The organism is Ruegeria sp. YTSA064 (assembly GCF_059610325.1).
The window spans coordinates 1-25,556 of the sequence record NZ_JBXWNK010000020.1; the positions used below are offsets into that span (position 1 = coordinate 1).

Here is a 25,556-nt window from a genome sequence, read left to right on the forward strand (position 1 = left end):
CAGGCGCGGCATTTTGAACGGTATCTTCATGCGTGAGCGGTAACCAGTTCAGAACGCGCAAACAAGTTGGCAATGCCCTATCGAGCACCACAGTTTGTTTTGTCATTGTCTCACATCTGCATGATTAGATAATCGTTGATTTGTGCCTCGTTGAACACGATGACCCATGCCAGAGCGGTGATCGCCGTGCTTCCGACAAGCCACCATTTCAGGTTTGCCAACGTCCCGTTTCGATGCGCTACGAACCACGAAACCGCGATCAGCGCTGTTGAGATGGCGAGAACATAGTAGCTTGCTGCCGCTATTTTTCCGAATATCGCCAACCAACTGCCACCCAAGCCGAGCAACATCATGGCCATTGGAAGAACACAGCATGTCGCAACTCCCAGAGCGGAAACCGATCCCAGGTAGCTGAGGGTCAAATACTTCTTCATCTTTCGCTCCCTGGGTACTCGATTTGAATGTGTTGAGGCACCGGCATTCAGAGCGTATAACTCCTGTAGTAACTACAGGATCAAGCGGAGGCACTTCACATGATTGCGATAGGTGAGGCTTCTCGGCAAAGCGGGGTTGGAATAGAAACCATCCGCTATTACGAGCGCGAAGGTATCGTACCGAGACCCGCGCGAGCTCTGAACAATCGCCGCCTCTATTCAGCAAACGATGTGGGTAGACTTCGGTTTTTGAAGAAGTGCCGCGATTTGGGGTTTCCTCTCTCAGACGCAAAAGCGCTTTTGGAGCTGTCAAATGAAAGTGTCGAAGACTGCCGGTCAGCGAAAGAACTGGCCGAGGCACACATTGCTAGCGTTCGAAGCAAAATTGATGAGCTCAGGCGCCTGGAGCACGCCTTGAGCGAGCTTACGGCCAATTGTGATAGCGGAAACGTTCAATGCCCGATGCTGCAAAGACTGAGAACGATGGATGATACCTGACTCCGGCCACTGGGTGGAAGCTAAGGATCTGAGTTTTAGCCAGATCGCGTCAGACCAAGGTCTGTGGTGCGGTAACAGATTGTAGTTCATAGTCGATTTCACGATGAAAGCGAAAGTAACTGACCTGACGATTGGCAATTGGTCGTTGTCGCGAGTGTTTCTTGCGGCCAGCATTTTAGTGATGGGTACTGCTACCGTAATAGTCGGGGTTTGGGTGTCGAATCGAATCCAGAACGCAGTCGTCCAAAACTCCGCCAACTCCGCAGCGCTGTATATGGAAAGCGTGGTATCCCCGCTCAGCCAGGAATTGGCACATGGCGACCATCTTTCTGAGCAGGCGAGCCTGGCGCTGGACGAGGTTTTCATGACCCAGCCAATGCGTGACCGCATTGTCTCCTACAAATTCTGGAAGCAAGGCGGTGTGATTGCATATGCCTCTGATACAGACATCATTGGAAACCGTTTCAATCCAACGGATGACTTGAGGCGGGCGTGGAGCGGTGATATCTCCGGCTCTTTCGAAGAGCTTGATCATGCCGAGAGCGCCGCCGAGGCGGCATTGGGGATACCACTGCTTGAAGTTTACAGCCCCATCCGCGAACTCTGGTCCGGCGAAATCATCGCGGTTGCGGAGTTCTACGAAAGAGCCGATCAGCTGGAGTTAGATTTGGCCAAGGCAAGGCGAACAAGTTGGTTGGTCGTCGGTTCCGCATTTCTGGCAAGTACTATTGTTCTGTATTCCATCGTCGCAATTGGTGACAAAACAATTCGACGACAGGAAGCTCTTCTTAAACAGCGCCTGACAGAAAGTGAGAGGATGGCCGAGCAGAATGCCCGGCTGCGCTCGCGTGTGGTTGAGGCGTCAGAAAGATATGCCACGCAAACAGATCGATTTCTCAAGAAGCTTGGTGCCGAGCTACATGACGGTCCTGCGCAATACCTGTCGCTTGCCGCCCTTAGACTGGAGGCGGCGTTTTCCAAAGAGTCCGAAAGACCTAAAGAGGCAGAGGAAATTCAACAGTCTTTGCAAAAATCTCTTGCTGAGATTCGTGCAATATCGCGAGGGCTGTCCGCGCCAGATATCGACAGCCTGTCACTCGTCGATGTTGTGAAGAGAGCCGTAGAGGATCACGTCGAACACAGCCCGTTGCGACCGGTTATTTCATTCCTGGGTAGCCAGGCCCCAGAGCTGTCATTGTCCGACAAGCTGTGCGTTTTTCGGTTCCTTCAGGAGACGCTTTCTAATGCCGCGAGATATGCTCCAGCTTCCAAGTGCACTGTAATCTCTGAGGCGCAGAGCGACTGCATAGTTGTGAAGGTCACAGACGACGGACCTGGATTTGACAAGTCAGAAGAAACCGCGTTGCGAGACGATGGTGGCCAGGGGCTTATGGGCTTGCGAGATCGGGTCGAGAGTATTGGTGGTAGGTTCGAAGTCGCATCGAGACCGGGCGAAGGCACCACCATTGCTATGACACTCTTTCCCAGAAAGTTAGGCACATCATGACTACATCTGTCGTAATAGCTGATGATCACCCGATATTCAGGGAGGGATTGCAACGCACGTTGGATGAATCTGATGGTTTTGAAGTTTTAGCTGCTGGGTCCAGCGCTGAAGAGGCAGTATCGCTGGTCGGCACGCATCAGCCGGACATAGCTATTCTTGACCTCTCGATGCCCGGTGGCGGGATAAGCGCAACACGTGAAATTGCAGCGATGGCAAATCCGCCTGTCATTGCAATCTTGACAGTCTCAGAGAACAGCAGCGATGTCGCGGACGCCTTGGAGGCGGGCGCGATTGGGTACATCGTGAAGGGCGTGACCGCGAGCGAACTAACCGCTTCCTTACGCAGCATCGCCGCAGGTGAAGGTTTCGTTTCTCCCGGCTTGGCGTCGCGGGTATTGCTCCAAATCAACGCTGACACCGGCATGTCTGTTAACAGCGGCATTCTCGATGACCTTACGCATCGGGAGGAAGAAATACTGAGACGTGTGGCCAAAGGACTGAGTAATCGTGAAATCGCTGACGAGTTAGACCTTCAGGAAAAGACCGTGAAGCACTACATGACGGCAATCCTGTCCAAGCTTCATGCGCGAAATCGGGTAGAGGCCGCGCTCATTGCCCATGATGTTTGGAACAAGGGAGATTAACAGCGGTCTCTTTGACGACGATGGCGGCCCCTCTCTATGAGAAGCCGCCAACGGATTATCGACTGGTGCTGCTGTTCAGTTGGCAACCGACTGTAACCTCCGGCGATCAGAGGCCGTTGCGTTTCTCTCGACAACAGTCCGGTTGTACGGGTCTTTCAACTCGTAGCGCCCAAACTCGATCTCCTCTTTCCAACCATTGGCATAGTTCACTTCGATATTGTTGCCCTGGCGTTCGATTTTCGTGGGTCGACTTCCAGCAGTGCCGCCTTGCCCAGCAGAACGCACGCTGTCGATTGAGATACCATTCGCCAAAGACCGAAGCCTTGAGACGTCAGCACCGGTCGCAGGGCGCTCCTCAACAGTTCGGTTCTGCGCATTCTTTCTCTCATACCGCCCGTTTTCGATCTCCTCCTTGGTTCCGTCGGCGTAACGTACTTCAATGCCATTAGCGTTTGTTTCGACCTTTGTTACCCCAGCCGAACGCGACGGTTTGCCCCCTGCTTGAGACCGGTCCTTCTTTCCGCTGCCTCTATTGGAGCGTTTCGAGTCGTCATCGTCATCGTCATCGTCGTCATCATCGTCGCGACCACTTTTGCCTGACCCTGAATTGTCGTCACGATCATCATCTCGGTCGTCGTCGCGATCATCGTCTCTATCGTCATCACGATCATCGTCCCGGTCACCACCACGGCCGCTACTACCCGACCCCGAGTTGTCGTCCCGGTCATCATCTCTGTCGTCGTCACGATCATCATCCCGATCATCGTCGCGACCATCCCCGTCTTTCCCCTTGCCGCTCTTGGCAAAGGCATATGACGGTTCAAATTGTAGGCGACCATCGGCATCAAACACTGGCACATAAGGCGTCGCCGCAATCAACGAAGCCAACGCCGCTGTACTAAGAAGTTGACCCAGCTTTCTTTGAATTTTCATTTTCGCCTCCAATTCTGAGCATCACGCTTCGTGACGTTGGAGACAGGTTACTTCTGGTTTGGCTTTCCCACATCGGGCTTAGGTCTGACGAATTTCAAGCCGAACGTCTTAATCAGATCAGTCAAGCCGATTGTGTTTTTGTAGAACCAAATGACAAGTTTAATGGGAGTTAACCCCGTCACCCTTCAACTCGTCATCAGGTTCGAGGTGAATGACAAAGACGGAACCCGGATACAAACGATCCAATTCTTCCTCGATGTCATTGCATATATCGTGCGCCGCGCTGACTGGCATTGTGCCGTCCACAACAAGATGAAACTCCACGAAGATGACATTTGCGGATCTGCGCCCTTTGAGGTCGTGGTACTCCAAGGCCGCGCCGAGATTTGCTTCGATTGCGTTGGAAACAGTCTGCAAGTCATGGTCCGAAAGTGTCACATCCATCAGGCCATCGACGGACGCCCGAATAACTTTCCAGCCCTCCCACAAGATGTTCAGTGCAACAAGAATTGCCAGGATCGGATCGAGGATCAGCCAGCCGGTGACAAGTGCAAGTATCAGACCTGCGATGACACCAACTGAGGTCATAACATCTGTGAAAATGTGTCGGGAGCTCGCCTCCAATGCAGGCGAACCCTCGCGCCTGCCAATTTTGAGCAATAGGTAAGCCCATGCGCCATTCACACCCGTTGCAATGACATTGACGACGATTCCAAGAAGCGGCGCATCCTCAAGATGCGGGTTCGGGAGCGCCAGTACGGCTTCTCTGATGATCAAGAACGCTGCCAGCACAATCAGTGCGCCTTCGACGACGGCGGAAATATACTCGGCTTTTTTGTGACCAAAGGGGTGGTTTTCATCAGGGGGCATATTGGCAACTCGAACCGCAAAATATGCCAGCAACGCCGCAACGACATTCACGGTGGATTCCATTGCGTCCGACAACAAGGCCACCGAGCCTGTCAGCCACCAAGCCAGCAGTTTCAGGGCCAGTACCGCAATGGATATGGGAATGGACCAAAGAGCGAATTTTTGTGTCATTTGGCCGCGACCCTCAGTCAATCATGAACAGAAACTCGAGTGATTGGTGAGCTCCGATGTTCAAAACGTAAAACAGGTGTTTGGTGAAAAGGGAATAGGCCTCACAGCTTCCTACTGGCGACCTGCAACAGCATCTGGTCCCGGCAGCATGGCGCCAAACGACTGTTACTCGGATGGAAGCCCCGTCGACGAAACAGGAACAGCCTTGAGATAGGCGGCAATCGCCAAACGGTCCTCATCCGTGAGGCGTGATGTGTTCTCGATGACTTCCACCATCTCACCACCTGCGCTGTCATAATCCGGTGTGAAGCCAGATTTGAGGTATTCGGCAATGTCGGCCTCGGACCAATCAAGCTGGTCTGAGGTCAGGCCGGGGATACGCCCCTTTCCGCTGGGGTTTGGCGCTCCCGTCAACCAGAGGCCGCGTTGCATACCCCCTAAGCCGTTGCGTGGCGTATGGCACTCGGCGCAGTGGCCAAGAGCCTCCACCAAGTACCGGCCATGTCGTTGTTGGTCGGTCAGATCACCATCGAGCACCCAAGTTGGCGACATGAACAAAAGCTTCCATCCCCCCAATCCGCGCCGAACGTTGAAAGGAAAACCTACCTCATGCGAGACGCTTTCGGCTTCGGACGCCGGCAGGTTGCTGAGGAATGCATGGAGCGAAACAACGTCTTTGGCCGTGATTTTGGCGTAAGATGTATAGGGAAACGCTGGAAAATAGTGCTGTCCTTCGGGTCCGGTCCCATGGATCAGAGCATTGGCCAGGTCAAGGGCAGACCAGGACCCAATACCAACTTCTGGGTCACTGGAAATGTTGGGGGCAATGAATGTGCCGAATTCCGTCTCAAACCTGCGACCACCGGAGAGCATGAGCTTTTCCTCCCCAACCGCATCCGGCGCTGAATGACAGGATGCGCATCCTGCGGCGTGGAACACGATTTCACCTCGGGCGAGATTTGGGTTCAAACCGTCGAGTTGATATTGATCCATTCTTTGCGGACGGGTCAGTACCAAACCGGCCAACCCAACCACAAGTGCAACGATAGTTGTGAAAAGGAAAAACCGCTTCACAGCTTTCTGCCATTTAGTCTTTCGGTGCTCTGTACGCTTTGTGACATGCCGAACAGCTTCCACCCAGATCGCCCATTGCTGCTTTCAGGGCATCAACATCTTGACCAGCCGCAGCCTGCATCGCAACAGCTGCGTCTGCCATGGCTTGCCCTTTCGCACCAACGTCAGGGAAGTTTTCCCAGATCGCAGGCAGCGCTCGGGTGGACGGATCGGATACGTTGTCTGATCCAGCGGGCCACATCGCGGATTGATCGATCTGCGTCAGAACCACCAGGTTGTTCGCGGCCCGTGTTGCTGCTTCGGCGTCATATTCCACCTCGCCCTTGGCCATACCGCCCAGAGTTCCAAGATTGAAGGAATAGAGCTGCATGATTGAGGTCCGAGCTTTCACAGCCGGATTTTCGCTTTCATGGGCGATGGCTGCGCCTATGGCCGCTACAGACAAAATGCCTGCCGCCAAAATTGAGAACTTCTTCATCATGATGTCTCTCCCTGTTCAATACTTCGAATGTTAGCTTGAACGAATTTACTTGTAATTGTTTGTTATTCGCCGCCTCCTGTTAATTTATGAACAACGATAATTGGGATGACATTCGATATGTGCTTGCCGTTGATGGATACGGTTCGCTGAACGCGGCGGCGGAAGCTTTGGGGGTAACGCATGCGACAGTCCTGCGCAGAGTGGTTGCCTTTGAGCAGAGAAGTGGCTGTGCGATTTTTCGGAAGAGCCCTTCTGGTTATTCCACGCTGCCTGAGGCCAGAACAATTCTCTCGGCTATGGAAAACGTTGAAGATGCGGTGCTTTCAGTAGAGAGGGCAATCGTAGGCGCGAACCGCTCTCCTGTTGGTCACGTTCGCATCACGTCCACTGACAGTCTTTGCCAGATGGTATTGCCTCAGATTTTAAATGAAATTTCCAAAGAGTACCCAGGGTTGGAACTGACTTTGTTGAGTAGCAACAGCCACCGTGATCTATCCCGGCTGACTGCGGATATCGCTGTGCGCCCATCGATTAAACTTGAGGACGGCCTGGTCGGAGAACGATCAGGTACATTGTCGTTTGGGGTCTATGATGATGGTTCCCCAAATCGTAAATGGATGAGGCTTGACGGCGCGTTGAGCCGCTCTCTGCCTGCCAAGTGGCTAGCAGAAAACGCGAATACCGAACAAACTACCAACGGAGCAGACAGTTTTTTGGTGCTTCAGCAGATGGCCGCTTCCGGAGCGGGCAAGACATTTTTACCTGAATTCATCGGCGACGCTGACCCCCGCCTTCATAGATCGCCTGGCATGAATCCACAAATCGAAGTTCCGCTCTGGGTCGCGACATTAGAGGAAATCGCGCAGACACCAAGGTTTGCTGTCGTGCAACGGGCCTTGGTTGAACGCATAGCCAAAGCTCTAGCCAACTGAAATCACCCAAAAACAGTTGTAAGCAGTCGCATTATTTGCAGAGCAGCATTACGAGTTCAGTGTTTCAAAGGCCGACATTCCGATGCAAGGCATTCAGCGCAATAGCGGCTTTAGGCTGACTACGGATATTGCCGCGGTCAAGTCGGAAAGCTGTTTTGTCCAGCATCTGACGCAATTGATCACAGCACGGTGGTGGAGTACGTCTGTCAGACCGGGCGTTCGTAATACTCGCGGCGAAAGTTTCGTGCGAACCACATTTTGGGTTTGCCGCAATGGTGACGAAAGTCGGCCATAACGTCTGTGCCGACCAATAATCCGTCAAGATATGTTTCGAAGGCTGAACTGTCATGTTCTCTAATCCCTGTGCGCTAATCGTGGACCCAAGCAATGCATACGGCTAGCATCGGAGATCACACAGCAAGAAGGGAGAATCACATGTCGAAGTTCACCAACAGAACAGCTGTCCATGGGGTTGCTGCACTCGTAATCTGCTGTTTCGCGGCAATCGCTCAGGCACAATCGGCTGGCGAGGAGATGTCGTTCTTCATCACTAGTGTAGGCAAAGGAGACGGTGCCAATCTAGGCGGCCTCGACGGTGCCGATGCTCATTGTAATGCACTTGCTTCTGCGGTCGGTTCTTCCAAAACTTTTGCGGCCTATCTGAGCACGTCAATGTCCATTGATCGCAGCACCGACCCGATGACAATAACCAACGGCATTTCGGCACGCGACCGAATCGGGGCGGGTCCATGGTACAATGCCAAGGGAGAACTCATCGCCAACAATGTAGATGACCTGCACAGCGACAGCGTGAACATTAGTATTCTGACCGCACTCGATGAAAACGGTAACCCTGTAAATGGGCGTGGTAGTCAGCCGAACAAACATGACATTTTGACCGGCTCCGATTCTGCCGGACATTTCTCGACGGCAGGTGGCGATACGACATGCAGCAACTGGACTTCGAATAGTGAAGACGGGTCCGCGATTGTCGGACATCATGACCGTGTAGGTCTCAATGATGCGCGAAACATGGTGTCTTGGAACTCGTCGCACGGCTCGCGTGGTTGTGGAGAAGAACATCTGCCACGTTCTGGCGGGGCGGGTCTGTTTTATTGCTTCTCAACGGATTGATCAGACAGCGCTGGTGCGTGTGCCACCCGCATTGCCGCTAGTATTCACAAGGTCAATTTTTCGGGGCGCATTCTGGAAGCGCTCGTTGTCGCCATCGTAAGCAATGAGCGCTGTTTCATGCGTCCAGATTGTCCAATCTGGATGCACCGAAAGCTCCGTTCGAAATTCAGACTATGAGCTTGCCTAGATTGGCCGGTTTGGGCTGCGTGCGGCCAATCATGCTAACAGCAGACAACGATGGCACCGAGCCCAATTCAGTCGTTTACAGCAGACAACATGATTTCCTGAACGTCGCGCATGTCCTAGTCAATGGCTTGGTGCAAAACTGAAAAGCGTGATTGTGAATGCCTGCTTCAGGCTGGGACCAGCCAATCATGCTTGCTGCGGAGAACGGCAACACTGAGCCCCATCCAGCAGTGATGGACTTGCGTCGCGCTCGCTCGTAGCACGATTTTTCGCTGCATCAGCGTAGTCGTCGCTGTTGCGATGCGGCGTAACAAACGGCCATTCAAGCAAATCGCAGCAAGGACTCATCGCTGTCATGCCAGCAATTCAAAATACACTTTGTGATTTGAATTCTATCAATGCCATTATCAGCCTCAAAGAAGTGCGCATGAGGGTGCCCGCTTGTCTAATGAGGAGGGAAGCCATGGCGAAACATGAACTATATGGATGCCCATGTTGCAGTGGCACGTTTGGTGGCTTGTTTGCCGTAAACGATACCGTGCGTGATCTGAAAGAGCAGGCTGCAAGCGGCAGCGGGTGGTCCTGCAATTGGGGTATCGACTGGGCAAGTCTTGGCCGAAGGGACTTTCTGAAGAGTGGGGCGGCTGCGGCAAGCCTCGCTGCCCTCATGCCTAAAGAGGCACAAGCGCAGACTGCATCGACCGAGACCACAACCATTTTCACCAACGCCAACGTGCTCACTGTCGATGATGACTTCTCCGAAGCCCAAGCCGTCGCTATTCGTGGCAACCGTATTCTCGCGGTGGGTACCGATGGAGAGGTGCGTGCCGTCGCAGGGGAGGATGCCTCTGTGATCGATCTGGAAGGCAAGACGGTTCTGCCGGGTTTCATCGATGCGCATACCCACGTCGTGTCCGGATCAGTCGTTGACGCCATCATGGAATACGTTGGCATGGCACGCTACACGACAGTGGACGAAGTGCTGCAGCACATCGCAATGCGGGTGGAGGAAACGCCCGCGGGCGAATGGCTCGTTTTCCGCAACTTCGACCCCGCTGTGCAGGAGGGTGCCGATGCCTTGACCTTTGCCGATCTCGACCCGATTTCGACCGAGCACCCGATCTTTGTTCTGAATGCTTCCGGTCACCTTGCATACGCGAACTCCAAGGCGTTCGAAGTCTCTGGCGTGACCAACGATGTCGAGAACCCACCGGGTGGCGAATTCGTGCGGGACGCCGATGGTAATCTGACCGGAACGATTAAGAATAATGTGGCCTTCCTGAAAATTGCCGAAAACTACCCGGCAATGATGGAGGTAAATCCGGTCGATGGCCTGATAGGACTGCTCGACAAATGGGCGCAATACGGGCTGACTACAGTGTCTGAACTCAGTCTTGGCGCTCTTGCGCAGTCACCAGCTGACGCACAGGTCATGGCGGCGGCCGCTCAATCCGGCCAGATGAAAGCGCGGATCCGCGCGTACCCCTTTTATACCCTTGGAGCAGAGACTTGGGACCAAGCCGGTGTCACGCAAGGCGACGGGAACGCTCTTGCGCGCATCGCGGGTTATAAGCTGGTCGCCGACGGCTCTAATCAGGGTTTCACGGGTTTGCAGCGTGAGCCGTATTTAAACAGCGACGACCGCGGACTTGCATATATGGCGCCTGAGGAACTTACCGCCGCTGCACTGGAGCGCGCAGAAAAAGGCTGGCATCTCGCGATTCACGGCAATGGCGATGCGGCGATTGATAACATTCTCGATACCTGTCAGGCGCTCGCGGACGCCGGATTAGACATGTCGCGCGTGCGCCCGCGGATCGAGCATTGCTCCATACTGCACGACGAACAGATCGCGCGAATGAAAGAACTTGGCGTATCGGCTAGCTTTCTGATTGGCCACGTTCATTACTGGGGGGTTGCCATGCGCGACGAGGTCTTCGGCGAGGAGAAGGCGCAATTGCTCGATCGGTGCCGCAGCGCAGAAGAGGCCGGGGTCGGCTTTACACTGCACTCCGACTTCATGGTCACCGACCCGGACCCGCTGCACATGATCGAGATGGCTGTGACGCGCCGCACTTGGAAGGAACCGGACTATGTTCTTGCGCCGCAAGAGACCATCTCGGTGGAGGCAGCCATCCGTGCCATGACGTCCGAAGCGGCCTGGCAACTTTTCTCAGACCATGAAGTCGGGAGCCTAGAACCCGGCAAACTGGCAGATATGGTGATCCTCGAACAGGACCCACGTGACGTACGACCAGACGAGATCAAGAACATCCAGGTCCTTGAGACATGGATGGACGGACGTCAGGTCTACGCTGCCTGAACACTGCATCGGGAAGACTGGCCATTAAGAGTTTCACGCGCTGGACTTCCTTGAACAAAAAATTGTATGGCATCGAAAAGTCGGTTCAAAATCTGCTAAAATCAGCATTGGTGAACGGCCGGTTCGTTAAAATAAGCTGCGCCACGGCAAATGCGTCGCTGCAAGTGCAAGGGGTTTCTGCGTGAGCAATAGCGGCTCCAGCAAAAGGCGGGTTCGTCCGCGTTGCGGTCGCACACGTCAACGGCAGCGAAGGGTCGTTTTCCAAAAATCCTGTATGGAAGATTCCATCCCGCCCTGTTTTGCGCCGAGCCTGAATTTAGCCCTGTTGCATCAATAAATACCTTCTGCTCGGCAATTACAGACTGTGTCCATCATACTCATGGACGTGGGTAGCCTGTTCGCGGGTATGGGCAATCTCTTGCACCACGGCGGCAATCTTGCTGGATGAAACCTGGTGCAGCTCACCGACAACGGCCTCGGCGCGCTCGTAGCTGTCTGGTACGCCTTGGCTGTTAAAGTGGGCGGCAGCGGTGGAAATATCCGCGTCTTTCCAAGTCGCCGTTGCGCCAACTGAAACGCTGTCGTGGTCGTTGTAGCGAGCAAGGAATTTGTTTCCATCGAGTCCGAAGCTGTTGGCGGTTGCAACAATGTCGTCACGCACTGCCAGCCACTTTTCGGCCTCTGTCGGGTCCAGGTTGTCCAACTCGGCCGCATTCATGGATGTGGTGTAACTGTCGTCAGCAACAGTGTACGCCTGCAGGTCGGTGTCGCATGGGCGTAGCTCGGCAACATCGCCCTTCAGCTCTCCGATCTGCACGTCCAATGCAGCACGCAGATGCGGATCTTCGACCTCTCGTGCAAGAGCCTCCATGTTCTCGATGGAGTTCACAATATCCTTGGTCTGCTGTTCGTAGTTCTCGAAACCGGCCTGCCCCAAAGCTGATTGCATATACTGAACATAGCGATCACCGGGCGACTGGTAGTCGTCGGAATCCTGAAAACCTTTGTCGCCGGACAGATCCGCAAGGGACGAATAATAGGGGTGATACAGGTCGTATTCCTGAGCATCGTTCATGTGCTGAGAAACCAAAGCCTGCATATCGTTCAGATCAACCGGCTCCCCTGACCGCTCGGCAGCCTCCAATTCGATTTTCAGTTCTTCGACCAGATCTTGTTGCGCCGTATGTTCGTCAACACGGCGGTTGGCCTGGTCCTCGATGTCAAAGCTCTTTGAAGCGATGGCGGCACGATCATAGCCCATTGCCTGCTGCTCTTTCATGATGATGTCGATCTGCTCAGAAACGCGATCCTCGCGCGGGGCGGATTGATCAAATTGGGAATAGGGTGCGAAGTGTTCGACTTCGTTCAAAAGATAGTCTGTACGCGAAACCATAGTTTTCCTTTGCGAGTTGATGGATAACTCAGTGATGGATCTGCTCAGAGCATTGGCGCACTCTTCGGGCAGACCGGGTGAAGTCCTATAGGCTGTGACCGTCATCGTCACCGTGCCCTTGCAAGAGCGGGTGCGTTGCGTGGGCGTGAACGTCCGAAAGTTCTTCTGAGATTGCGATGATCTTGGAAGAAGCAAGCTGGTGCAGCTCGTCGACAACGGCCTCTGCCCGGTCGTGGCTATCCGACAATCCTTGAGCCTGGAAGTGGGCTGTGGCGGTCGAAATGTCGTCGCTGCGCCATCCCATTGTTGTGCCCAAAGTGACGTTCTGATGATCGCCAAAGCGGGCAACGAACGCCTCGCCATCGAGGCCGTAGCTGCTGGCTGTGTCGGTGACTTCCTTGCGGATCGCCGCCCACTTGTCGGCCTCTGGATAGTCCAGGACATCCATTTCAGCGGTGCCCATTCCCATCATCGTTGAATAGCGGCGGTCCTCGATGATGAAGGCTTGAAGGTCCGGATCGTTGGTGCGCAGATCCGCAACGTCGCCCTTCAGCTCGCCAATTTGAATATCCATAGCGACACGCAGATGAGGGTCGTCAACCTCACGGGCAAGCCCTTCCATCTTGTCCATGGATCGCAGCAATTCATTGGTCTGAGTCTGGAAGTCCTCATAGGCCCCCTCGCCCAAGGTGTCCTGCATATAGACATCGTAACGGCGTGATGCCGGGGCGTAATCTGCGGACCCCTGGAACTCCTTGTCATCCACAATGTCAGCAAGGGCAGACAGATACAGATGGCTCTGTTCGTTGTCCCGAACGTCGCTGATATGGGCAACAACCTGAGCCTTCAGCTCGGGCGCGATTGTTTCCTCAGAACCGCCTAATTCGATGTGTCGCCGCAAGTTACTCATGACTTCGGGCGACACATAAGACGGGTCTCCCGGCTCACCGTAATCATCAAAATGATGGGCTTGGTCCAATAGATGTTCCATTCTCGATACCATAGGTTCCTCTCCTTCAACGAGCTTGATGGCAAACTCTTCGATCCGGTCTTTGATGGCGTTGGCGCGCTCATCAAACAGATCCGACATTCTTGCGATGGATAGTGTCATCACATCGGCGGCCATGTCGCGGGCCGTAACTTCGACGTCCGGAGTGGTTTCAACAACCGACATTCCGGCCTGAACTTTCCACGTATCGGTCTCGACTTCCTGCCGCAAACCGCGCTCAAGGCGGGTCGTTGCGGTCAGCTCAATTCCGTATTCCTCAGCAACCTCGACCTGGATAGAGCGCTGGACGTCGATGTTCATTTCGCTGCTCATACCCATAGCCAACCACTGCCCATGTTCGACGCCTCGGTTGTTCACAACGATGTGGACATGGGGGTTGTCAGTGTCGTTGTGGAACACAGTCAGGTAGTCCCAGGTATCGCCAAAATCACCGCTGCCAAATAGCCGATCTGCGAACTCCAAACCGGCCTCATGAGCGGCGTCCGGATAGGTGCCTTCGGGAAAAGAAACGATCATGTGACGGGTGTAACCGTAGTTGGTTTTCCCGTTGAAATCCTCGGCCCAAGTCTCGATCAAATCACTGACCTGATCCGCATCGAGCGGGGTCACGCCATTGTCTCGGATGTCCAACACGCCCTCTGCCCTGACGGTCAGATAGTTGATCTGGCGGCGCAGCTCATGCGCGTTTTTCACCCCGCCTTTGCGGACGTGTTTCACAACCGCCTCGGGCTTTCCAACCACGGCACCAAGCCGTGCTTTGATGGATGAGGCCCGCGAAACCATGAACTTCATGCGTTTGGCGGTCTGCAATTGTTGACTGATGCGCTTAGAATGATCGACACCTTTCTGAGCCTCACGGAAGGCAAGTTCCAGGAAGTCTCCGGCTGTCAGACCGTGGGCTGCGGCGTTCATTCTTCAGGTGCCCAATCGTCGTCACGCAAGATCCGGCGAATGGCGGATTCTGGCTCTCGGTTTCGGCGGGCCGCTGTGATCATCGCCTTCAGGTCTTGCCGGTGCTGGATGATCGCGCGATGGAGATTTTCGACGTCGCGGCGGTCGTCATCCGTCCAGATCACCGTGCCGCGCTTGGCCGATTTCGCAAGCTGATTGAGGTTGGTGTACCCGCCCTGAACCTGCCGCAAATGCTTCTGCCAGAGATCCACAACAGCGGGGTCAGGATCGAGATAACCGATCAGGCGATAGATCAAACGCTGGATGATCTGGTTGCGGCTCTTGATCCCGAGCGCGTCCACGGCTGCCTCCAGACGCTCCAACGCATCCACGGGCAATCGCACGGAAAAGACGGTGGTGTCAGAGGGTCTGCGCTCGCTCATTCAAAATCTATCTCAGGTTGTATTTTGAGTTTGTAACACAACTACCTTATCCTGTCATACACTCCAAGAGGAAACCGGGGGTGATTTTAGAAATCCGCATTTTCTCAAATCGCCCTCGGAGCAGTTTTGCTCTTGGAGGCAATCTCCACGCCGGGAAAAGGGTCCCGCCCCTTTTCCAGCCAGCAGGCGTGGGTGCCGGTGGACCGGCGCAGGGCAATCATGCACCGCATGGGCTGCACGAACAGCGCCCGTCACATACCGGCACGTTCAAGTTCAGTATGGCATTTTCCGCGCGCCTCAGCGCGCTCAGTTTCCCGCCGCATGCGCGGCGGGTGTGGCAGGATTGAGAGCTGCCGCACCGCGGAAGGTCACCGCCCCTGCCCGGTCCTTGGACCGCGCGCCACACGTGGCGCATCTGTGGTCCGGGTTTTGGCCGGAGCAGAAGAAAGGGCGGCTTGTGCCGCCCTGCCCTTATGTCATTCGGTGACGGGATCGTCATCGGTGCGCTTCGGGAAGGCCACCATCTCGACGCCGGGGAACATGCTGTGCTTGACCTGGATCGAGGTGATGTTGCCAGTCTCATCGGTGTTGACGAAGAGAACCCCGCAACGATCCCAGAAGTTTTTGCCTTCTTTTTCACCGGTCTTGACGTTCAGTTTCAGAGTTTGAGTTGCCATTGTTTGATCCTCGCTATGACGTGTTTCGGTGAACATGGGAAAAGCGGGCATCAAGGGGACGTCAGCAGGGAATTTGGTCCGCGCGGAATGCGCCGCAGGCGCAGGGGAAATCCCCTGTTGAAGCGCGATGCCCGGACCGGGCACCGCGCGTCTTCCCCGACTGCCCGCTTATGTTCATCCCTTCAGAAACACGGCAGCCTAGGATTTTCTGAGGCAACGAGTTTGAAACTGTCAGGCCAAGTGAAAAGGCAAAAATTTCTGGGATCGTTGCACGCGGGTCATTTGAACGTAGCGATGTAGTTTATGGCAGCAACATTGCTTCGGTCCGACGCAGGCGCGGCGCACAGTTTCGAGTGCGGAGTGCGGGGTGTCCTTTCTCAACCGGTATGACACTCGTCCTAAAGAATGGAGGGCCGCTAGCGGTGCAAGTCGCCCTGTTGAATTGGCGGAGGCCAAAGACCGGACGGTCCGGCCCTAGTCCGCGCTTGCGCGGATCAGGTGATCAGCCGGACTCAATTTGGCGGGGTGGAATCTGACCAAATAACTTCCGCCACCACTCAGACTTGAGCTTCGCTGCCAGAAGCAGAATTGCCTGGTCCAGGCTCATCGGGCGAACTGGAGCACGAAGCTTTCAAGGAAAGGGTACCTGTTCATCCGAAAGTCTTGAACGCACTTGAGCAATATCAATGGCCGGCTAACTGGACGCACTGGTTGTCACCCATCCACACTCAAATTCATTCCGGATTGCGAATGCCCGCTCCCATCAAAACCGGCATCGTCCGCGCATCAGAATTGATTTCGAATACTTGTTCGACCCGAATGGAGCCTAGTCGTGCCGCCTCCAGCGCGGCCTTCATTTGATTCAGCGTCAATCCAAAGCCGTCATCATCTGACGCTTGCCAATCCCACTGCACAAAATGCCCACCCTTGTTGAGCAAACCCGCCAGTACTGCCACGGCGCCACTGTAATCTGGAAGAAAGGCGCAAACGGAAGACGCGCAGATCAAATCGAATTCTGAAAACTCATTCCCTAATTCCGGAACATCTCCAGCCAGCATATCTCCGTGAACGGCCCTGACATTGTGCAGCTGTTTGTTCTGAAGGACGTCAATCATATTCTCCGAAGTATCAACCGCGAAAACTTCCGCCACATGCGGTGCAATTTTCTCCGCCAGCAATCCGGTACCACATCCAAAGTCGAGCACGCGTTTTGATCGCCAATCCTTCCCACGAAGATTCAAGTGGTCGTCGAGCGAGGCAAAAGCGTGGTTTGCGTAGCGTCTAACGTCGCTGTTGTCGTCCCAGCCATCCGCATAGTCGTTCCAGTCATCGGTCATGTTGCTTACGCTTCCTTGTGGGATTTCATCGGCTCCAACACATCTACGCTGAGGCAGACGCATCGATACGAACGCGCGACATTGGCTAGGTTGGCGACAACAGTCAACATGGGTTTGGAACGGCATATGGAAGGAATAGAGGCGACTTCGGCAAGCCTCTGCCGACAATCTTTCCCGCAAGAAAGAGGCCCACCGAAGCGGGCCACAAGTTTAACCGAAGGAAAGTCTCGAGGTATTGAAACCAGGCTAACGCTTGCGCGCGCGATCGACAACACCGTCGGCTGATATCGTAGCGATCCTATCCTCGGTGCGGCGGGTCATTTCCACCCCGTCACCCGTCATATGCGCCTCGGCAAACTCGGTGAACTTGAAGATACTGCCATCGGCTTCAACATGGGTTTCATCTTCCGCCGAGCGGCGTATGACCGACCCGTCATGTCGGATTTCGATGATCGTGTTGTCGGCCATGCGGACCGTCACAGAATGCTCATCCACGGCGACACCCTGCCACCACATTTCCGCATCGCGGCGCACAACAATACGGTTCGGATGCAGCTTGATCTGCACGTCCTGTGCCGCCTCTGGATCAGCCGCTTTCACAACAACGATGGCCTCTTGCGCGCTGGGGTCACCATGGATCGACGCGCTCCCGTTTTTCGGCGGCCAGAGCTTTGGCTGTTCGCGCGGTTTGCCCTTCTGATCCGTATGAAACCCGACAAACATCTGCGCGGATTTCCAGACACGGCGAGCGGCTTTTTCGAGCTTGTTCGAAGTGGTGTCCATGGGTCTATCCAAATCCGTTTTGATCAAGTGATCGCTTTTGAGAATGAGCCGGGTGACCGACCTCTGTTAGCTATGCGCGACGGGGTGTTCACGCAATGCCACTTTGAGTTTTCCTCATTGAGGATGACACAGCCAGAGATTGATAGGCAGGGCGCTGTGCGCCCTGCCCCATTGGGTTCAGAAGCAATCCGGCACCCAAGCGTCGATGTTCGCTTTCTGTGCCTCTGACACACCCAATGCCACCTGATGTTTTGCATCGTTGAACAGCTTGTGCATCGCCTCGTTCTTCGCGCCTTTCTTGGATTTCGCAAAGGCTTTGAACATATCCGTGTCGCCATGCAGGTCCAGCAGGTCCTTGTAGAGATCATCCAGTTGCCAGCCTTTCAGCCGTTTGAAGCAGTTCTCAGCAGAGGGGGTCCAGATCGCGCGCATGCCGGCACCAATCTCAGCCTCGATCTCGCCCATGAACTCCGGGCGTTGGGTCAGGAACCGCCGGGCCAGAAAAGCTGTGATCTCTCCATTGCGGGTCTTCTTGCCCAGATCGCGAAACGCTTTGAACGCCTCTACGTTGCCTTGTGCGGCCATTTCGTGGAACTGATCATAGGCTGCCTCTGCTGCCGCATCCCGCTCCCCGCCAAGACGCGGGTCGAGGATGAACTGGTCGTCGATTTCCGGCGTATTCCGTTCAGCGCCGCCAAAGCCAAACAAGGTGCTGGTCAGACCGGAGGCCGGGGTGGTGAAGAACGCAAACAGGCTCAGCACATAGTCAGGCTTGTCCAGCAAAGCCGTTTGAACCGCCGCCAGCCGGATCGCCACCATGTCGTCGATGAACTTCTGCGAATAGGCAGGTTTTGGTTTCTCTTTGGCCTCGGACTCTTTGACCGGGGCCAGAATACCGGCCTCAATGGCGGCCTGGAGATGTTCCGCCGCGACATAGGCCGAGGATGTTTTGATCTCGCCAGTGTTGCCGACATAGACAAACACACCGGACAGCATGCGCTGATCGTCGGAGTAAAACGGCGCGGCATAGTCTTCGAGCGCTGCAAGCTCCTTTTCGCCATCTTCATCCAGAGCCTCAGCCTCATAGAGTTCGGCCAGTTCGTCATACCGCTCGGCCTGTTCTTCGGTGAAGTCCCGGCTCACCATCTCCAGACGGTGCATGCCTTCACTTCCCGAGAACCGATAGGGAATGTAGCTTTCGTCATGGGTGTCCACCCAGTCCCAGCCTTCCGCTTCGCGCAGCTTTTCTGCTTCTGTCGCCAGTTTCTCAGCAAAGAGACGGTCCAGTAGCTCACCTTCATTGAACAGGGTCTCATCGGCAAAGAGATCGGTGGTGACCGTGCCGCCGGCTTCAACATAAGCCTCCTGCCCGACAAACACAGCCTTGCGGTTGGTGCTGCTGACAGCCTCAGAGGTCAGGGCCTGTTTGACATCATGCTCACTAAACCACCGACACTCTTTGGCCTGTTCCAGCACCTCCAGAATTTTCTCTTCCTCGGTGCTGACTGTCATGGCCTTGGCCAGCCCCATGCTGATCTCATCGGCTTTGAGCGCGTCCAATACGGCGGCAGGCAGACCGGCCAATGCGAGGCGGCGGCGCACATGGGCTTCGGTCACGCCGAACGCGTTGCTGATCTTGGCAACAGACAGGGATTTCTCCGCCATCTTGCCATAGGCGCGGACCTCGTCCACCGGGTCCAGTTCTTCACGGGCGGTGTTTTCCGCATTCGCCCATTGCTCGGCCACAAACGGATTATCCGTGACTTTGACCGGCACCTGTGCCAGATCGGCACGTTCGGTCACGGCGATGTTCAGAGCTCGCAAGCGGCGGCCACCGGCGACGATGGCGACTTTGCCATCTGCGTCGCGCAGACCGCTGAGGTTCTGGATCAGGCCGCACATGACCAGACTGTCGGCCAGCAGGGCAATGCCTTCCTCAGAAACCTCCTGACGCGGGTTCAATTCAGACAGGTAGAGATCGGTCAGGGCGATGGCTTCGATGATTTCCGGTGCGGTGAATGTTTCGAGTTTGCTCATGGGGCAAATCCTTGTTTGAGTGTTTTGCTTTGTGTTAAGGGTGCCCTACCCCTCGTGGGGGTAGAGCGAGGCCGCTTAAACGGCTGCGTTTTGGATCAGGAAGCGGCGTCCGATGTCGAAGTCATCGCCCTTCCTGATTAGCGCCCACGCTTCTGCGATACGCTGCTGCAAGATTTCATTGCTCATGGTGTTCACCTCCTTTCTGGTTTGGGATTGGGATCAGTATTCGCTGGGGCACATGATGGTCAGGACGCGACGCGTCACTGCGGGGTCAAACGGGCGGTCGGAGCCGTATGTGTAATCCGCGTCGTAAAGATCGATTTTCCAGAACAGCTTTTGGCCGCTGACGATCACCGTCCCGAATGTGTGATCACCATAAGGGTCATTGCCTTCATCGAACTGGTCATCCGACGCCACCGCCTTCAAAGCTGCGGTCTGGAACTCCATCCCTTCGCCTGACACGCCGGGCGTGACAAACACCTGCCCCTGAATGCCTTTGGACTGCATCTCAATGGCTGCAGTCGGATCGATCAGGGCTTTCCGAAACAGGTCATTCTGGACCGCAATCTCTGCCGCCTGAAGGCTGGTGTCATTTTCGATGTCATTTGTCGTCTCAAGGTTCAAAACCGTCTCTCCTCTCATGGTGTGACCTCCGGGGCTGATCCCCTTTGGTGCTGGTTTTGAGCCGAGCCCTGAAAGGGCGTCGTCTCTAAAACCTGCCCCGTGGCGAACGCGGAGAGGGGCGAGACAGGACAAATCGACAAGAGTGGTGCGGCCCGCAGCGCAACGCGCGAGGACACGGTCTTGTCTATTTGTCTTGTCCGAGGGGGGAGGCCGCGCCTTCCCCCTGACGTCGGGGGGGCGTTTGGCTTGCCCAAATCCCGCCTGACCAACAAAAAAGAAGCCAAAGGATCTTTGATCCTGCGGGAGCGCAAAAGGGATCGTCACCCGAACGGGCAGATCACCACGGCATGGACCGACCATGACCCAAAGCCCCTGCCCGGCTCGCAAGAGACGGTTCAGGGGCTACTGGGGCAGGGAGATCATTCTGGGGTGTTCTGGGTGGAAGCCGGCATGCCGACTGAAACCTAGAGCCCGGTCACGAGCCAGCTGGCTCGGGATTTGCCAAGGGACAAAGGCCGCAGCCCGAAATCACTCACCGACCGGAACATACCCTCGTCGGAGCTTTTGCTTTTCAAGGTTATGAAGCGCTTCACTAGCTTGGGCTGCGTCTTCGTACGTCACCAACATGGCTTGCCCGTTTGTGCCGATACGTCCCCAGGTACGAAGAACAGAAACTTCGCCAAACAACGTCGGCTGCAACTCTATTCCATAGAACCGCGCCATGTTAACGTCGGGGTCCACATGGATCAGGTGGACAGGTGTCGTTGCTGTCAGTTCCATGACGCGATTGTCGGTCAATTCAGCCCTTCTGTCCAATGACATTGCGAAATCAATTCCCGGGAAAGGACCCTGATCCTGAACGGAAAATGACATCGAATGCATCCGCTACTACTATAGCTGACCAATATGTAGGTAATAGGATCTGCCATGTTTCGTTTTCTACTATTTGCTTTCGTGATGGGTCTTGCCGCCAACGCGGGTGCGGCGCAGACACCGCCTTCGGCTGATGAGGTCGCGCAATACGACGGTCTCTTCGCAGCCGCTCACACCGGCAACGAAGAAATGATCCGGCAACTCGTTGCGGCAGGGGCAAACGTCAACGCGCGGGACTCGTGGGGTCGCACACCAGCCCATGTGGCCGCGTTTGCTTCAGAGGACGAGGCATTGAGTGCACTGGCTGAGGCTGGCGCCGACATGAATGCACTTGAAGATCAGGCCTACGACGTGGTCACGATTGCGGCCGTTGCAAATGATCCGGAACTGATGACGCTCGCCATTGAGCTCGGCAACGATCCCGGCCTCACGACCAGCCCTTATGACGGAACCGCTCTTATCGCGGCCGCGCATCTCGGTCATGTCGAGATTGTCAGACGGCTGATCGCCGCCGGCGCGCCTCTGGACCATGTGAACAATCTTCATTGGACAGCCGTTATCGAAGCCGTTGTGCTTGGCGACGGCGGCCCGGATCATCTTGCGGTTCTGGATGCCTTATTGGCTGCGGGTGCTGACAGATCGCTTGCCGATCGTAACGGAATTACCCCACTCGAACACGCCGAACTTCGCGGATTTTCCGAGATGGCAGAGCGGCTGAGAACAGAGGATTGAGGCCTGTCCGGCAGGCGGAAGCGGTGAGTTTCACCGGACAGGCACCGATGGCAGCTTGGATATGACCGACCTCGGGTCAAGGTCTCGGCGTGGTAGAGTGGCGACAAAGATGAAGACATCCCAAGGACAACGGCAAAATGAACAAGATCGGAAAAAGTAAACAGGTCGGCTACAGCGCGCTTGTTTGCGCGAGGCGCAGCTTTCTTGCTGCATCAGGCTTTGGCGCGCTGACGGTCGGCTTGAGTGGCTCTGTCCTGGGCCAAACTTCTTCGGGTGCGGACGACGCTATACCTCAGCCAAGTGATCCCAAAGATGCCTCATTCATGGAGCGCGCCTTCGAGATGCGTCAGTATGCGATTGACCATGGAGATCAAGGGTATGGCGCAGTTGTGGTGCGCGACAATGTCATTATTGGCCAGTCATGGAGCAGGGTCATCTTGGATCAAGACCCCACGGCCCACGCTGAAATGGCCGCGATCAGGGATGCCGCGCGACGCCTTAATCACCGAGATTTGACCGGATCGGTCATGTACTCATCCTCCCGACCATGTCCCATGTGTGAAGCCGCGGCATACTGGGCTGGAGTCCGCCTGATGTTCTACGGCCGGAAAATCACGAGCGCAAGTTCCCCGAAGCTTTGCAGTTAGTATGGTTCTCAGCCATCAGCAACGTTTCATTTTGCATTCGCCTCCCACGGTGGGAAGTCCGGCCCACAACCGCCGTTGACCACCGGTCTCCTCCGCTGCGGTGCGGCCCGTCGAACCTGCCGTTCGCTGCGAGAGCAAGATTAAGGTCATGCTGAATTCACACAGTGCGGACAAAGTTGCCGTAGGCTCATCGCTTTCTGATGACTGGTCTCAGCCCAAACCGGACATTCGAAACTAGACTTTGCAATTTTCGAGATGCGGAAATTTCGTACTGTTCTGTTTGCAACGGCTGAGCCTACAATTGCCCTAATAGTTGGGGGCGACCCACTCACGTGCCGCCCCCCGCCATTCCGACCAAAATGAAGCCAGAACGGAAACTGCTACGCGGCATGCATCAAAGATTAACCCTCAGTCTCAATCCTAAGACCAGCGGATCGTTCGAATTTGATCCGGGATTTTTCAAGTATTGCACGTCTGCCGTCAGCGCCAGATTGTCAGCCAGGTCCAAACGGTAGAAAGCTTCAAGTGTCGTTTGATTGGGCAATCCTGGTGTCGTCAGCTCAGCAACAGTGGCCGCTATGCCAAAGAGATCATCATAGGTGCCAGGTCGCCACATCAAGCCTGCGTTGACTGCATGCCTGGCCAACGCACCGCCGCCATTGGACCATCCCAGCCGTCCGAAGATCATCAGTTGGTTGTCGAATGTATGGTTGGCAGAAAGTGTGGCTCCATATGTTTCCGGTACGCCAACTTGTTGGCGCGCATCCGTGTGAAACATCCCCAGATGAACGTTTGTCAGAAATCGTTTTGATTTTTCGGGCGTCCAGCCGATCTCGGCGTATTTGAAGAATTCGCTACCCCCGGAAAACCACTCAACGTCTGTGAGAGACCCATTGGCATCACTGACCACCCCTAACGCGTAAATCTGATCCGTCAGATAGCCGCCGACCGTGACACCAAAACCGGGATCGGGGATTGGCAACACCGGGCTAAACAGGATTGAAAAGTTCGAAAAGGTCGTTCGTGGGTTCACGTAACCCAGAATGTCAGAGTAGTCGCCCGGATCGATCCGACCCGCCACCACTCCTCCGCGCCCGTTTGCGAAGGCTTGTTGCCAGTAAGCTACCGACAAGGTCGTGTTTGTGTCCCCAAACGTGACCGCGGTTGCCCCTTGATATCCAATTTGCGCAGGAAGCGCTGAAGGTGCAATGGACTGGTCCAACCGGTGTCGGTTCTCCAGAATAAAGACAAGGCTACCTGGGTTTTCACCACCCCGGTTTGCCAATTCCCACGTCCCGATCATCCTGAGCTGACCGGATGCAGATTCGTCCTGCCCGGTCAGGCTGTGAGAACTGCGTTGGTATAGAGCCTGGTAATCAAAGCTGAGCGCCAATCCGGTGTTTTCCCGAAATCGACCCAAAGCGGTCTCGGCTGGATCAATGGCACGGTCCAAACCGGGCCAACGCGAATCTTCCAGCCGGCGCAACCTGTCTTGCTCCTGCTGCGCGCTGGCTGATCCCGGACCACCCAACGATACCTGGGCTGCGGCCTCCAGTTTCGCCTGAGCAGAATTTTCCTGGGCATCAGCAGCACCGCCAAATAGTGAAAAGGCGCTCAATAATGCAGTGGCAAGGGTCGGTCGTGGTGGAAGGTACGATCTCTGGTGCGACAAACCTCCAATCACTTTACGTCATCCACAGCTTTGATTTCGGGAACACGTTCCAGCGCCACGGCCATGTCCGCACTGCTCATCAGTTCGATCATCTGGTAGTCATCGAGCAGTCCATCCCCAAGACGGCTGACGTAAAACGCCTGAATGAACGTGGAATCGTCCGGAAGTGAGACCGTGATGTAGTTCTTCCCGTTTCCGAGCCCCCAATAGTAACTGAGAAGCTCTCCGCCAAGCGCCTCAATTCCACCTTTGACGCTGGCTGCACGATCGCCCGGATTTGCAATCTGCATTCCCCAAGCGGTACTGTTGGACGCGCCGATGAACAGAAACGTGCGCATTTTTAGGGTGTCTTCTGCAGTGGCCAATGTGGCGCATCCCGCCATAAGAGCCCCCAGGATAAGATGTTTCATTGTACGTCCTTTCGATGGTGAACCTGCAGCGAGACGAGGCAAATCCGGAGGTTGGATGAGGTTATTGGTTCTCTGTTTGAGATTGACGGCTTTGCTTGAGCTTTTCGGCGAGACCTTCCGCCCAAGCCTTGGTGGCGGCTGATGGATCGGTAGTGCCCACTGACTGGCGGACGTCATTTTTACTGAACGTTTGAACGTCAGCAACATCCATTTCGAAGGTGGCACGCATTGAAACGGAACCGTCTACTACCAAAATCCGCTCATCCGACGGCTGGATTTGCAACTGTCCCGTCACAACAATTGGTTCATACATCTCGGTCGGCTTCCAGCCATTGGTCAGACGCAAGCGAACCATCTGGTTTGGCGGTGGTGGTGGTACGTGGCTGCACATTCCCCGCTCTGGAACCAAATAGGCAACTGGCGTACCGTCCGCTGATGCGGGCGCGGGGATGACAAATCCAGCCAGCTTAATGATTGCCCCGTCCTTAGCCGGATTTCCGGCTTCTCCTGCCAGCTTTCTCCGGTCGGCGACAACCCACCTTTGGGAAATAAGCCAATCGGCATCTACACCTTCGTTGGAAAGGGATTTCTTGACCTCGGCCAGCGTCTCCGCAGCATCTGCCGACGGATTTTCTCCTTCCAATTCAGATTGCAATTTCACCACCTGCCGCAAGCCGTCGATCTGTTCGTAACTCAGATCACGGAAAGGGTCCTCGTAGGATTGAACGCCTTGGTCGATTAGGTCGGCCCAATTGATCTGCGCAACCTCTGCAAAAAGCGGGTTTCCTGCAATAATAACAGCAAGGGCAGAAATGAATTGGCGCATGTTAGGTTCTCGCTT

General features: G+C 55.1%; 26 protein-coding genes. 9 read left to right on the forward strand and 17 right to left on the reverse strand.

Annotated features, from left to right (window positions below; genetic code table 11):
* Nucleotides 1-110 precede the first annotated feature (110 nt).
* A complete protein-coding gene (locus tag AC2FI7_RS21985; RefSeq protein WP_170724270.1) occupies nt 111-434 on the reverse strand; it encodes a hypothetical protein in 324 nt (107 codons plus the stop codon).
* 99 nt (nt 435-533) lie between these two features.
* On the opposite strand from AC2FI7_RS21985, the gene AC2FI7_RS21990 reads away from it, so the two are divergent.
* From AC2FI7_RS21990 to AC2FI7_RS22000, 3 genes are all read left to right on the forward strand, one after another.
* Nucleotides 534-932 (forward strand): MerR family transcriptional regulator, encoded by a 399-nt coding sequence (locus AC2FI7_RS21990; RefSeq protein ID WP_496833638.1) that lies wholly within the window; start codon nt 534-536, stop codon nt 930-932.
* 103 nt (nt 933-1,035) lie between these two features.
* Nucleotides 1,036-2,439 carry a sensor histidine kinase gene (locus AC2FI7_RS21995; protein ID WP_496833640.1) on the forward strand — a complete coding sequence of 468 codons (1,404 nt, stop codon included), beginning with the start codon at nt 1,036-1,038 and terminating at the stop codon, nt 2,437-2,439.
* Nucleotides 2,436-3,083 (forward strand): response regulator, encoded by a 648-nt coding sequence (locus AC2FI7_RS22000; RefSeq protein WP_496833642.1) that lies wholly within the window; start codon nt 2,436-2,438, stop codon nt 3,081-3,083. Before AC2FI7_RS21995 ends, AC2FI7_RS22000 begins: the two co-directional genes overlap by 4 nt.
* 75 nt (nt 3,084-3,158) lie before the next feature.
* Here AC2FI7_RS22000 and AC2FI7_RS22005 read toward each other — a convergent pair whose 3' ends face one another.
* The 4 genes from AC2FI7_RS22005 to AC2FI7_RS22020 all read right to left on the reverse strand — a co-directional run bounded on the left by AC2FI7_RS22005 (nt 3,159) and on the right by AC2FI7_RS22020 (nt 6,612).
* Nucleotides 3,159-4,016 carry a hypothetical protein gene (locus AC2FI7_RS22005; RefSeq protein ID WP_496833644.1) on the reverse strand — a complete coding sequence of 286 codons (858 nt, stop codon included), beginning with the start codon at nt 4,014-4,016 and terminating at the stop codon, nt 3,159-3,161.
* Nucleotides 4,017-4,175: 159 nt separating this feature from the next.
* The gene (locus AC2FI7_RS22010; RefSeq protein ID WP_481669108.1) at nt 4,176-5,057 is read right to left on the reverse strand and encodes a cation diffusion facilitator family transporter; all 882 of its coding nucleotides are present in this window, start codon (nt 5,055-5,057) and stop codon (nt 4,176-4,178) included.
* 165 nt (nt 5,058-5,222) lie between these two features.
* Complete coding sequence (locus tag AC2FI7_RS22015; protein WP_481669107.1) at nt 5,223-6,131, reverse strand: c-type cytochrome; 909 nt, start codon at nt 6,129-6,131, stop codon at nt 5,223-5,225.
* 13 nt (nt 6,132-6,144) lie between these two features.
* Nucleotides 6,145-6,612 (reverse strand): c-type cytochrome, encoded by a 468-nt coding sequence (locus AC2FI7_RS22020; protein WP_481669106.1) that lies wholly within the window; start codon nt 6,610-6,612, stop codon nt 6,145-6,147.
* Between the two features lie 86 nt (nt 6,613-6,698).
* Between AC2FI7_RS22020 and AC2FI7_RS22025 the strand changes: the two genes are divergently transcribed.
* From AC2FI7_RS22025 to AC2FI7_RS22035, 3 genes are all read left to right on the forward strand, one after another.
* Nucleotides 6,699-7,544, forward strand: coding sequence for a LysR family transcriptional regulator (locus AC2FI7_RS22025; RefSeq protein ID WP_481669105.1), 846 nt, complete (start codon nt 6,699-6,701; stop codon nt 7,542-7,544).
* Nucleotides 7,545-7,979: 435 nt separating this feature from the next.
* The gene (locus AC2FI7_RS22030; protein WP_481669104.1) at nt 7,980-8,678 is read left to right on the forward strand and encodes a hypothetical protein; all 699 of its coding nucleotides are present in this window, start codon (nt 7,980-7,982) and stop codon (nt 8,676-8,678) included.
* 649 nt (nt 8,679-9,327) lie between these two features.
* Nucleotides 9,328-11,187 (forward strand): amidohydrolase, encoded by a 1,860-nt coding sequence (locus AC2FI7_RS22035; RefSeq protein ID WP_496833647.1) that lies wholly within the window; start codon nt 9,328-9,330, stop codon nt 11,185-11,187.
* 355 nt (nt 11,188-11,542) lie between these two features.
* Here AC2FI7_RS22035 and AC2FI7_RS22040 read toward each other — a convergent pair whose 3' ends face one another.
* The 8 genes from AC2FI7_RS22040 to AC2FI7_RS22075 form a co-directional block, all read right to left on the reverse strand.
* The gene (locus AC2FI7_RS22040; RefSeq protein ID WP_496833649.1) at nt 11,543-12,580 is read right to left on the reverse strand and encodes a hypothetical protein; all 1,038 of its coding nucleotides are present in this window, start codon (nt 12,578-12,580) and stop codon (nt 11,543-11,545) included.
* An 85-nt stretch (nt 12,581-12,665) separates the two neighbouring features.
* Entirely contained in the window at nt 12,666-14,501 is a 1,836-nt protein-coding gene (locus tag AC2FI7_RS22045) for a relaxase/mobilization nuclease domain-containing protein (RefSeq protein WP_142638770.1), read from the reverse strand.
* On the reverse strand, nt 14,498-14,923 hold the full coding sequence (locus tag AC2FI7_RS22050) for a ribbon-helix-helix protein, CopG family (protein WP_496674180.1): 426 nt from the start codon (nt 14,921-14,923) through the stop codon (nt 14,498-14,500). Before AC2FI7_RS22050 ends, AC2FI7_RS22045 begins: the two co-directional genes overlap by 4 nt.
* 476 nt (nt 14,924-15,399) lie before the next feature.
* Nucleotides 15,400-15,600, reverse strand: a complete 201-nt coding sequence (locus AC2FI7_RS22055) for a hypothetical protein (RefSeq protein ID WP_142638766.1) — start codon at nt 15,598-15,600, stop codon at nt 15,400-15,402.
* Between the two features lie 734 nt (nt 15,601-16,334).
* A complete protein-coding gene (locus tag AC2FI7_RS22060; protein ID WP_142638764.1) occupies nt 16,335-16,937 on the reverse strand; it encodes a class I SAM-dependent DNA methyltransferase in 603 nt (200 codons plus the stop codon).
* Nucleotides 16,938-17,183: 246 nt separating this feature from the next.
* Nucleotides 17,184-17,720, reverse strand: coding sequence for a hypothetical protein (locus tag AC2FI7_RS22065; protein ID WP_282121162.1), 537 nt, complete (start codon nt 17,718-17,720; stop codon nt 17,184-17,186).
* 177 nt (nt 17,721-17,897) lie between these two features.
* Nucleotides 17,898-19,757 carry a ParB/RepB/Spo0J family partition protein gene (locus AC2FI7_RS22070; RefSeq protein WP_496674183.1) on the reverse strand — a complete coding sequence of 620 codons (1,860 nt, stop codon included), beginning with the start codon at nt 19,755-19,757 and terminating at the stop codon, nt 17,898-17,900.
* A gap of 219 nt (nt 19,758-19,976) precedes the next feature.
* A complete protein-coding gene (locus AC2FI7_RS22075; RefSeq protein WP_185956721.1) occupies nt 19,977-20,399 on the reverse strand; it encodes a DUF3768 domain-containing protein in 423 nt (140 codons plus the stop codon).
* Between the two features lie 228 nt (nt 20,400-20,627).
* Between AC2FI7_RS22075 and AC2FI7_RS22080 the strand changes: the two genes are divergently transcribed.
* The gene (locus AC2FI7_RS22080) at nt 20,628-20,849 is read left to right on the forward strand and encodes a hypothetical protein (RefSeq protein ID WP_185956720.1); all 222 of its coding nucleotides are present in this window, start codon (nt 20,628-20,630) and stop codon (nt 20,847-20,849) included.
* A gap of 60 nt (nt 20,850-20,909) precedes the next feature.
* Here AC2FI7_RS22080 and AC2FI7_RS22085 read toward each other — a convergent pair whose 3' ends face one another.
* Nucleotides 20,910-21,254, reverse strand: coding sequence for a WGR domain-containing protein (locus tag AC2FI7_RS22085; RefSeq protein WP_282121165.1), 345 nt, complete (start codon nt 21,252-21,254; stop codon nt 20,910-20,912).
* Between the two features lie 54 nt (nt 21,255-21,308).
* On the opposite strand from AC2FI7_RS22085, the gene AC2FI7_RS22090 reads away from it, so the two are divergent.
* Nucleotides 21,309-21,986 (forward strand): ankyrin repeat domain-containing protein, encoded by a 678-nt coding sequence (locus AC2FI7_RS22090; protein ID WP_142638754.1) that lies wholly within the window; start codon nt 21,309-21,311, stop codon nt 21,984-21,986.
* 137 nt (nt 21,987-22,123) lie between these two features.
* Complete coding sequence (locus AC2FI7_RS22095; RefSeq protein WP_142638752.1) at nt 22,124-22,633, forward strand: nucleoside deaminase; 510 nt, start codon at nt 22,124-22,126, stop codon at nt 22,631-22,633.
* Between the two features lie 394 nt (nt 22,634-23,027).
* Here AC2FI7_RS22095 and AC2FI7_RS22100 read toward each other — a convergent pair whose 3' ends face one another.
* The 3 genes from AC2FI7_RS22100 to AC2FI7_RS22110 all read right to left on the reverse strand — a co-directional run bounded on the left by AC2FI7_RS22100 (nt 23,028) and on the right by AC2FI7_RS22110 (nt 25,541).
* On the reverse strand, nt 23,028-24,251 hold the full coding sequence (locus tag AC2FI7_RS22100) for a carbohydrate porin (RefSeq protein ID WP_496674186.1): 1,224 nt from the start codon (nt 24,249-24,251) through the stop codon (nt 23,028-23,030).
* A 62-nt stretch (nt 24,252-24,313) separates the two neighbouring features.
* Entirely contained in the window at nt 24,314-24,715 is a 402-nt protein-coding gene (locus AC2FI7_RS22105) for a hypothetical protein (RefSeq protein ID WP_496674189.1), read from the reverse strand.
* A 61-nt stretch (nt 24,716-24,776) separates the two neighbouring features.
* A complete protein-coding gene (locus AC2FI7_RS22110) occupies nt 24,777-25,541 on the reverse strand; it encodes a DUF3299 domain-containing protein (RefSeq protein WP_496674192.1) in 765 nt (254 codons plus the stop codon).
* Between the last annotated feature and the right edge of the window lie 15 nt (nt 25,542-25,556).

Coding starts and splice junctions, on each gene's coding strand:
- AC2FI7_RS22030 (WP_481669104.1), top strand. CDS start 7,980: ATGTCGAAGTTCACCAACAGAACAGCTGTCCATGGGGTTGCTGCACTC.
- AC2FI7_RS22010 (WP_481669108.1), bottom strand. CDS start 5,057: ATGACACAAAAATTCGCTCTTTGGTCCATTCCCATATCCATTGCGGTA.
- AC2FI7_RS21985 (WP_170724270.1), bottom strand. CDS start 434: ATGAAGAAGTATTTGACCCTCAGCTACCTGGGATCGGTTTCCGCTCTG.
- AC2FI7_RS22105 (WP_496674189.1), bottom strand. CDS start 24,715: ATGAAACATCTTATCCTGGGGGCTCTTATGGCGGGATGCGCCACATTG.
- AC2FI7_RS22035 (WP_496833647.1), top strand. CDS start 9,328: ATGGCGAAACATGAACTATATGGATGCCCATGTTGCAGTGGCACGTTT.
- AC2FI7_RS22070 (WP_496674183.1), bottom strand. CDS start 19,757: ATGAGCAAACTCGAAACATTCACCGCACCGGAAATCATCGAAGCCATC.
- AC2FI7_RS22090 (WP_142638754.1), top strand. CDS start 21,309: ATGTTTCGTTTTCTACTATTTGCTTTCGTGATGGGTCTTGCCGCCAAC.
- AC2FI7_RS22055 (WP_142638766.1), bottom strand. CDS start 15,600: ATGGCAACTCAAACTCTGAAACTGAACGTCAAGACCGGTGAAAAAGAA.
- AC2FI7_RS22000 (WP_496833642.1), top strand. CDS start 2,436: ATGACTACATCTGTCGTAATAGCTGATGATCACCCGATATTCAGGGAG.
- AC2FI7_RS22025 (WP_481669105.1), top strand. CDS start 6,699: ATGAACAACGATAATTGGGATGACATTCGATATGTGCTTGCCGTTGAT.
- AC2FI7_RS22045 (WP_142638770.1), bottom strand. CDS start 14,501: ATGAACGCCGCAGCCCACGGTCTGACAGCCGGAGACTTCCTGGAACTT.
- AC2FI7_RS22065 (WP_282121162.1), bottom strand. CDS start 17,720: ATGGACACCACTTCGAACAAGCTCGAAAAAGCCGCTCGCCGTGTCTGG.
- AC2FI7_RS22075 (WP_185956721.1), bottom strand. CDS start 20,399: ATGAGAGGAGAGACGGTTTTGAACCTTGAGACGACAAATGACATCGAA.
- AC2FI7_RS22085 (WP_282121165.1), bottom strand. CDS start 21,254: ATGTCATTTTCCGTTCAGGATCAGGGTCCTTTCCCGGGAATTGATTTC.
- AC2FI7_RS22060 (WP_142638764.1), bottom strand. CDS start 16,937: ATGACCGATGACTGGAACGACTATGCGGATGGCTGGGACGACAACAGC.
- AC2FI7_RS22040 (WP_496833649.1), bottom strand. CDS start 12,580: ATGGTTTCGCGTACAGACTATCTTTTGAACGAAGTCGAACACTTCGCA.
- AC2FI7_RS21990 (WP_496833638.1), top strand. CDS start 534: ATGATTGCGATAGGTGAGGCTTCTCGGCAAAGCGGGGTTGGAATAGAA.
- AC2FI7_RS22005 (WP_496833644.1), bottom strand. CDS start 4,016: ATGAAAATTCAAAGAAAGCTGGGTCAACTTCTTAGTACAGCGGCGTTG.
- AC2FI7_RS22020 (WP_481669106.1), bottom strand. CDS start 6,612: ATGATGAAGAAGTTCTCAATTTTGGCGGCAGGCATTTTGTCTGTAGCG.
- AC2FI7_RS22110 (WP_496674192.1), bottom strand. CDS start 25,541: ATGCGCCAATTCATTTCTGCCCTTGCTGTTATTATTGCAGGAAACCCG.
- AC2FI7_RS21995 (WP_496833640.1), top strand. CDS start 1,036: ATGAAAGCGAAAGTAACTGACCTGACGATTGGCAATTGGTCGTTGTCG.
- AC2FI7_RS22050 (WP_496674180.1), bottom strand. CDS start 14,923: ATGAGCGAGCGCAGACCCTCTGACACCACCGTCTTTTCCGTGCGATTG.
- AC2FI7_RS22095 (WP_142638752.1), top strand. CDS start 22,124: ATGAACAAGATCGGAAAAAGTAAACAGGTCGGCTACAGCGCGCTTGTT.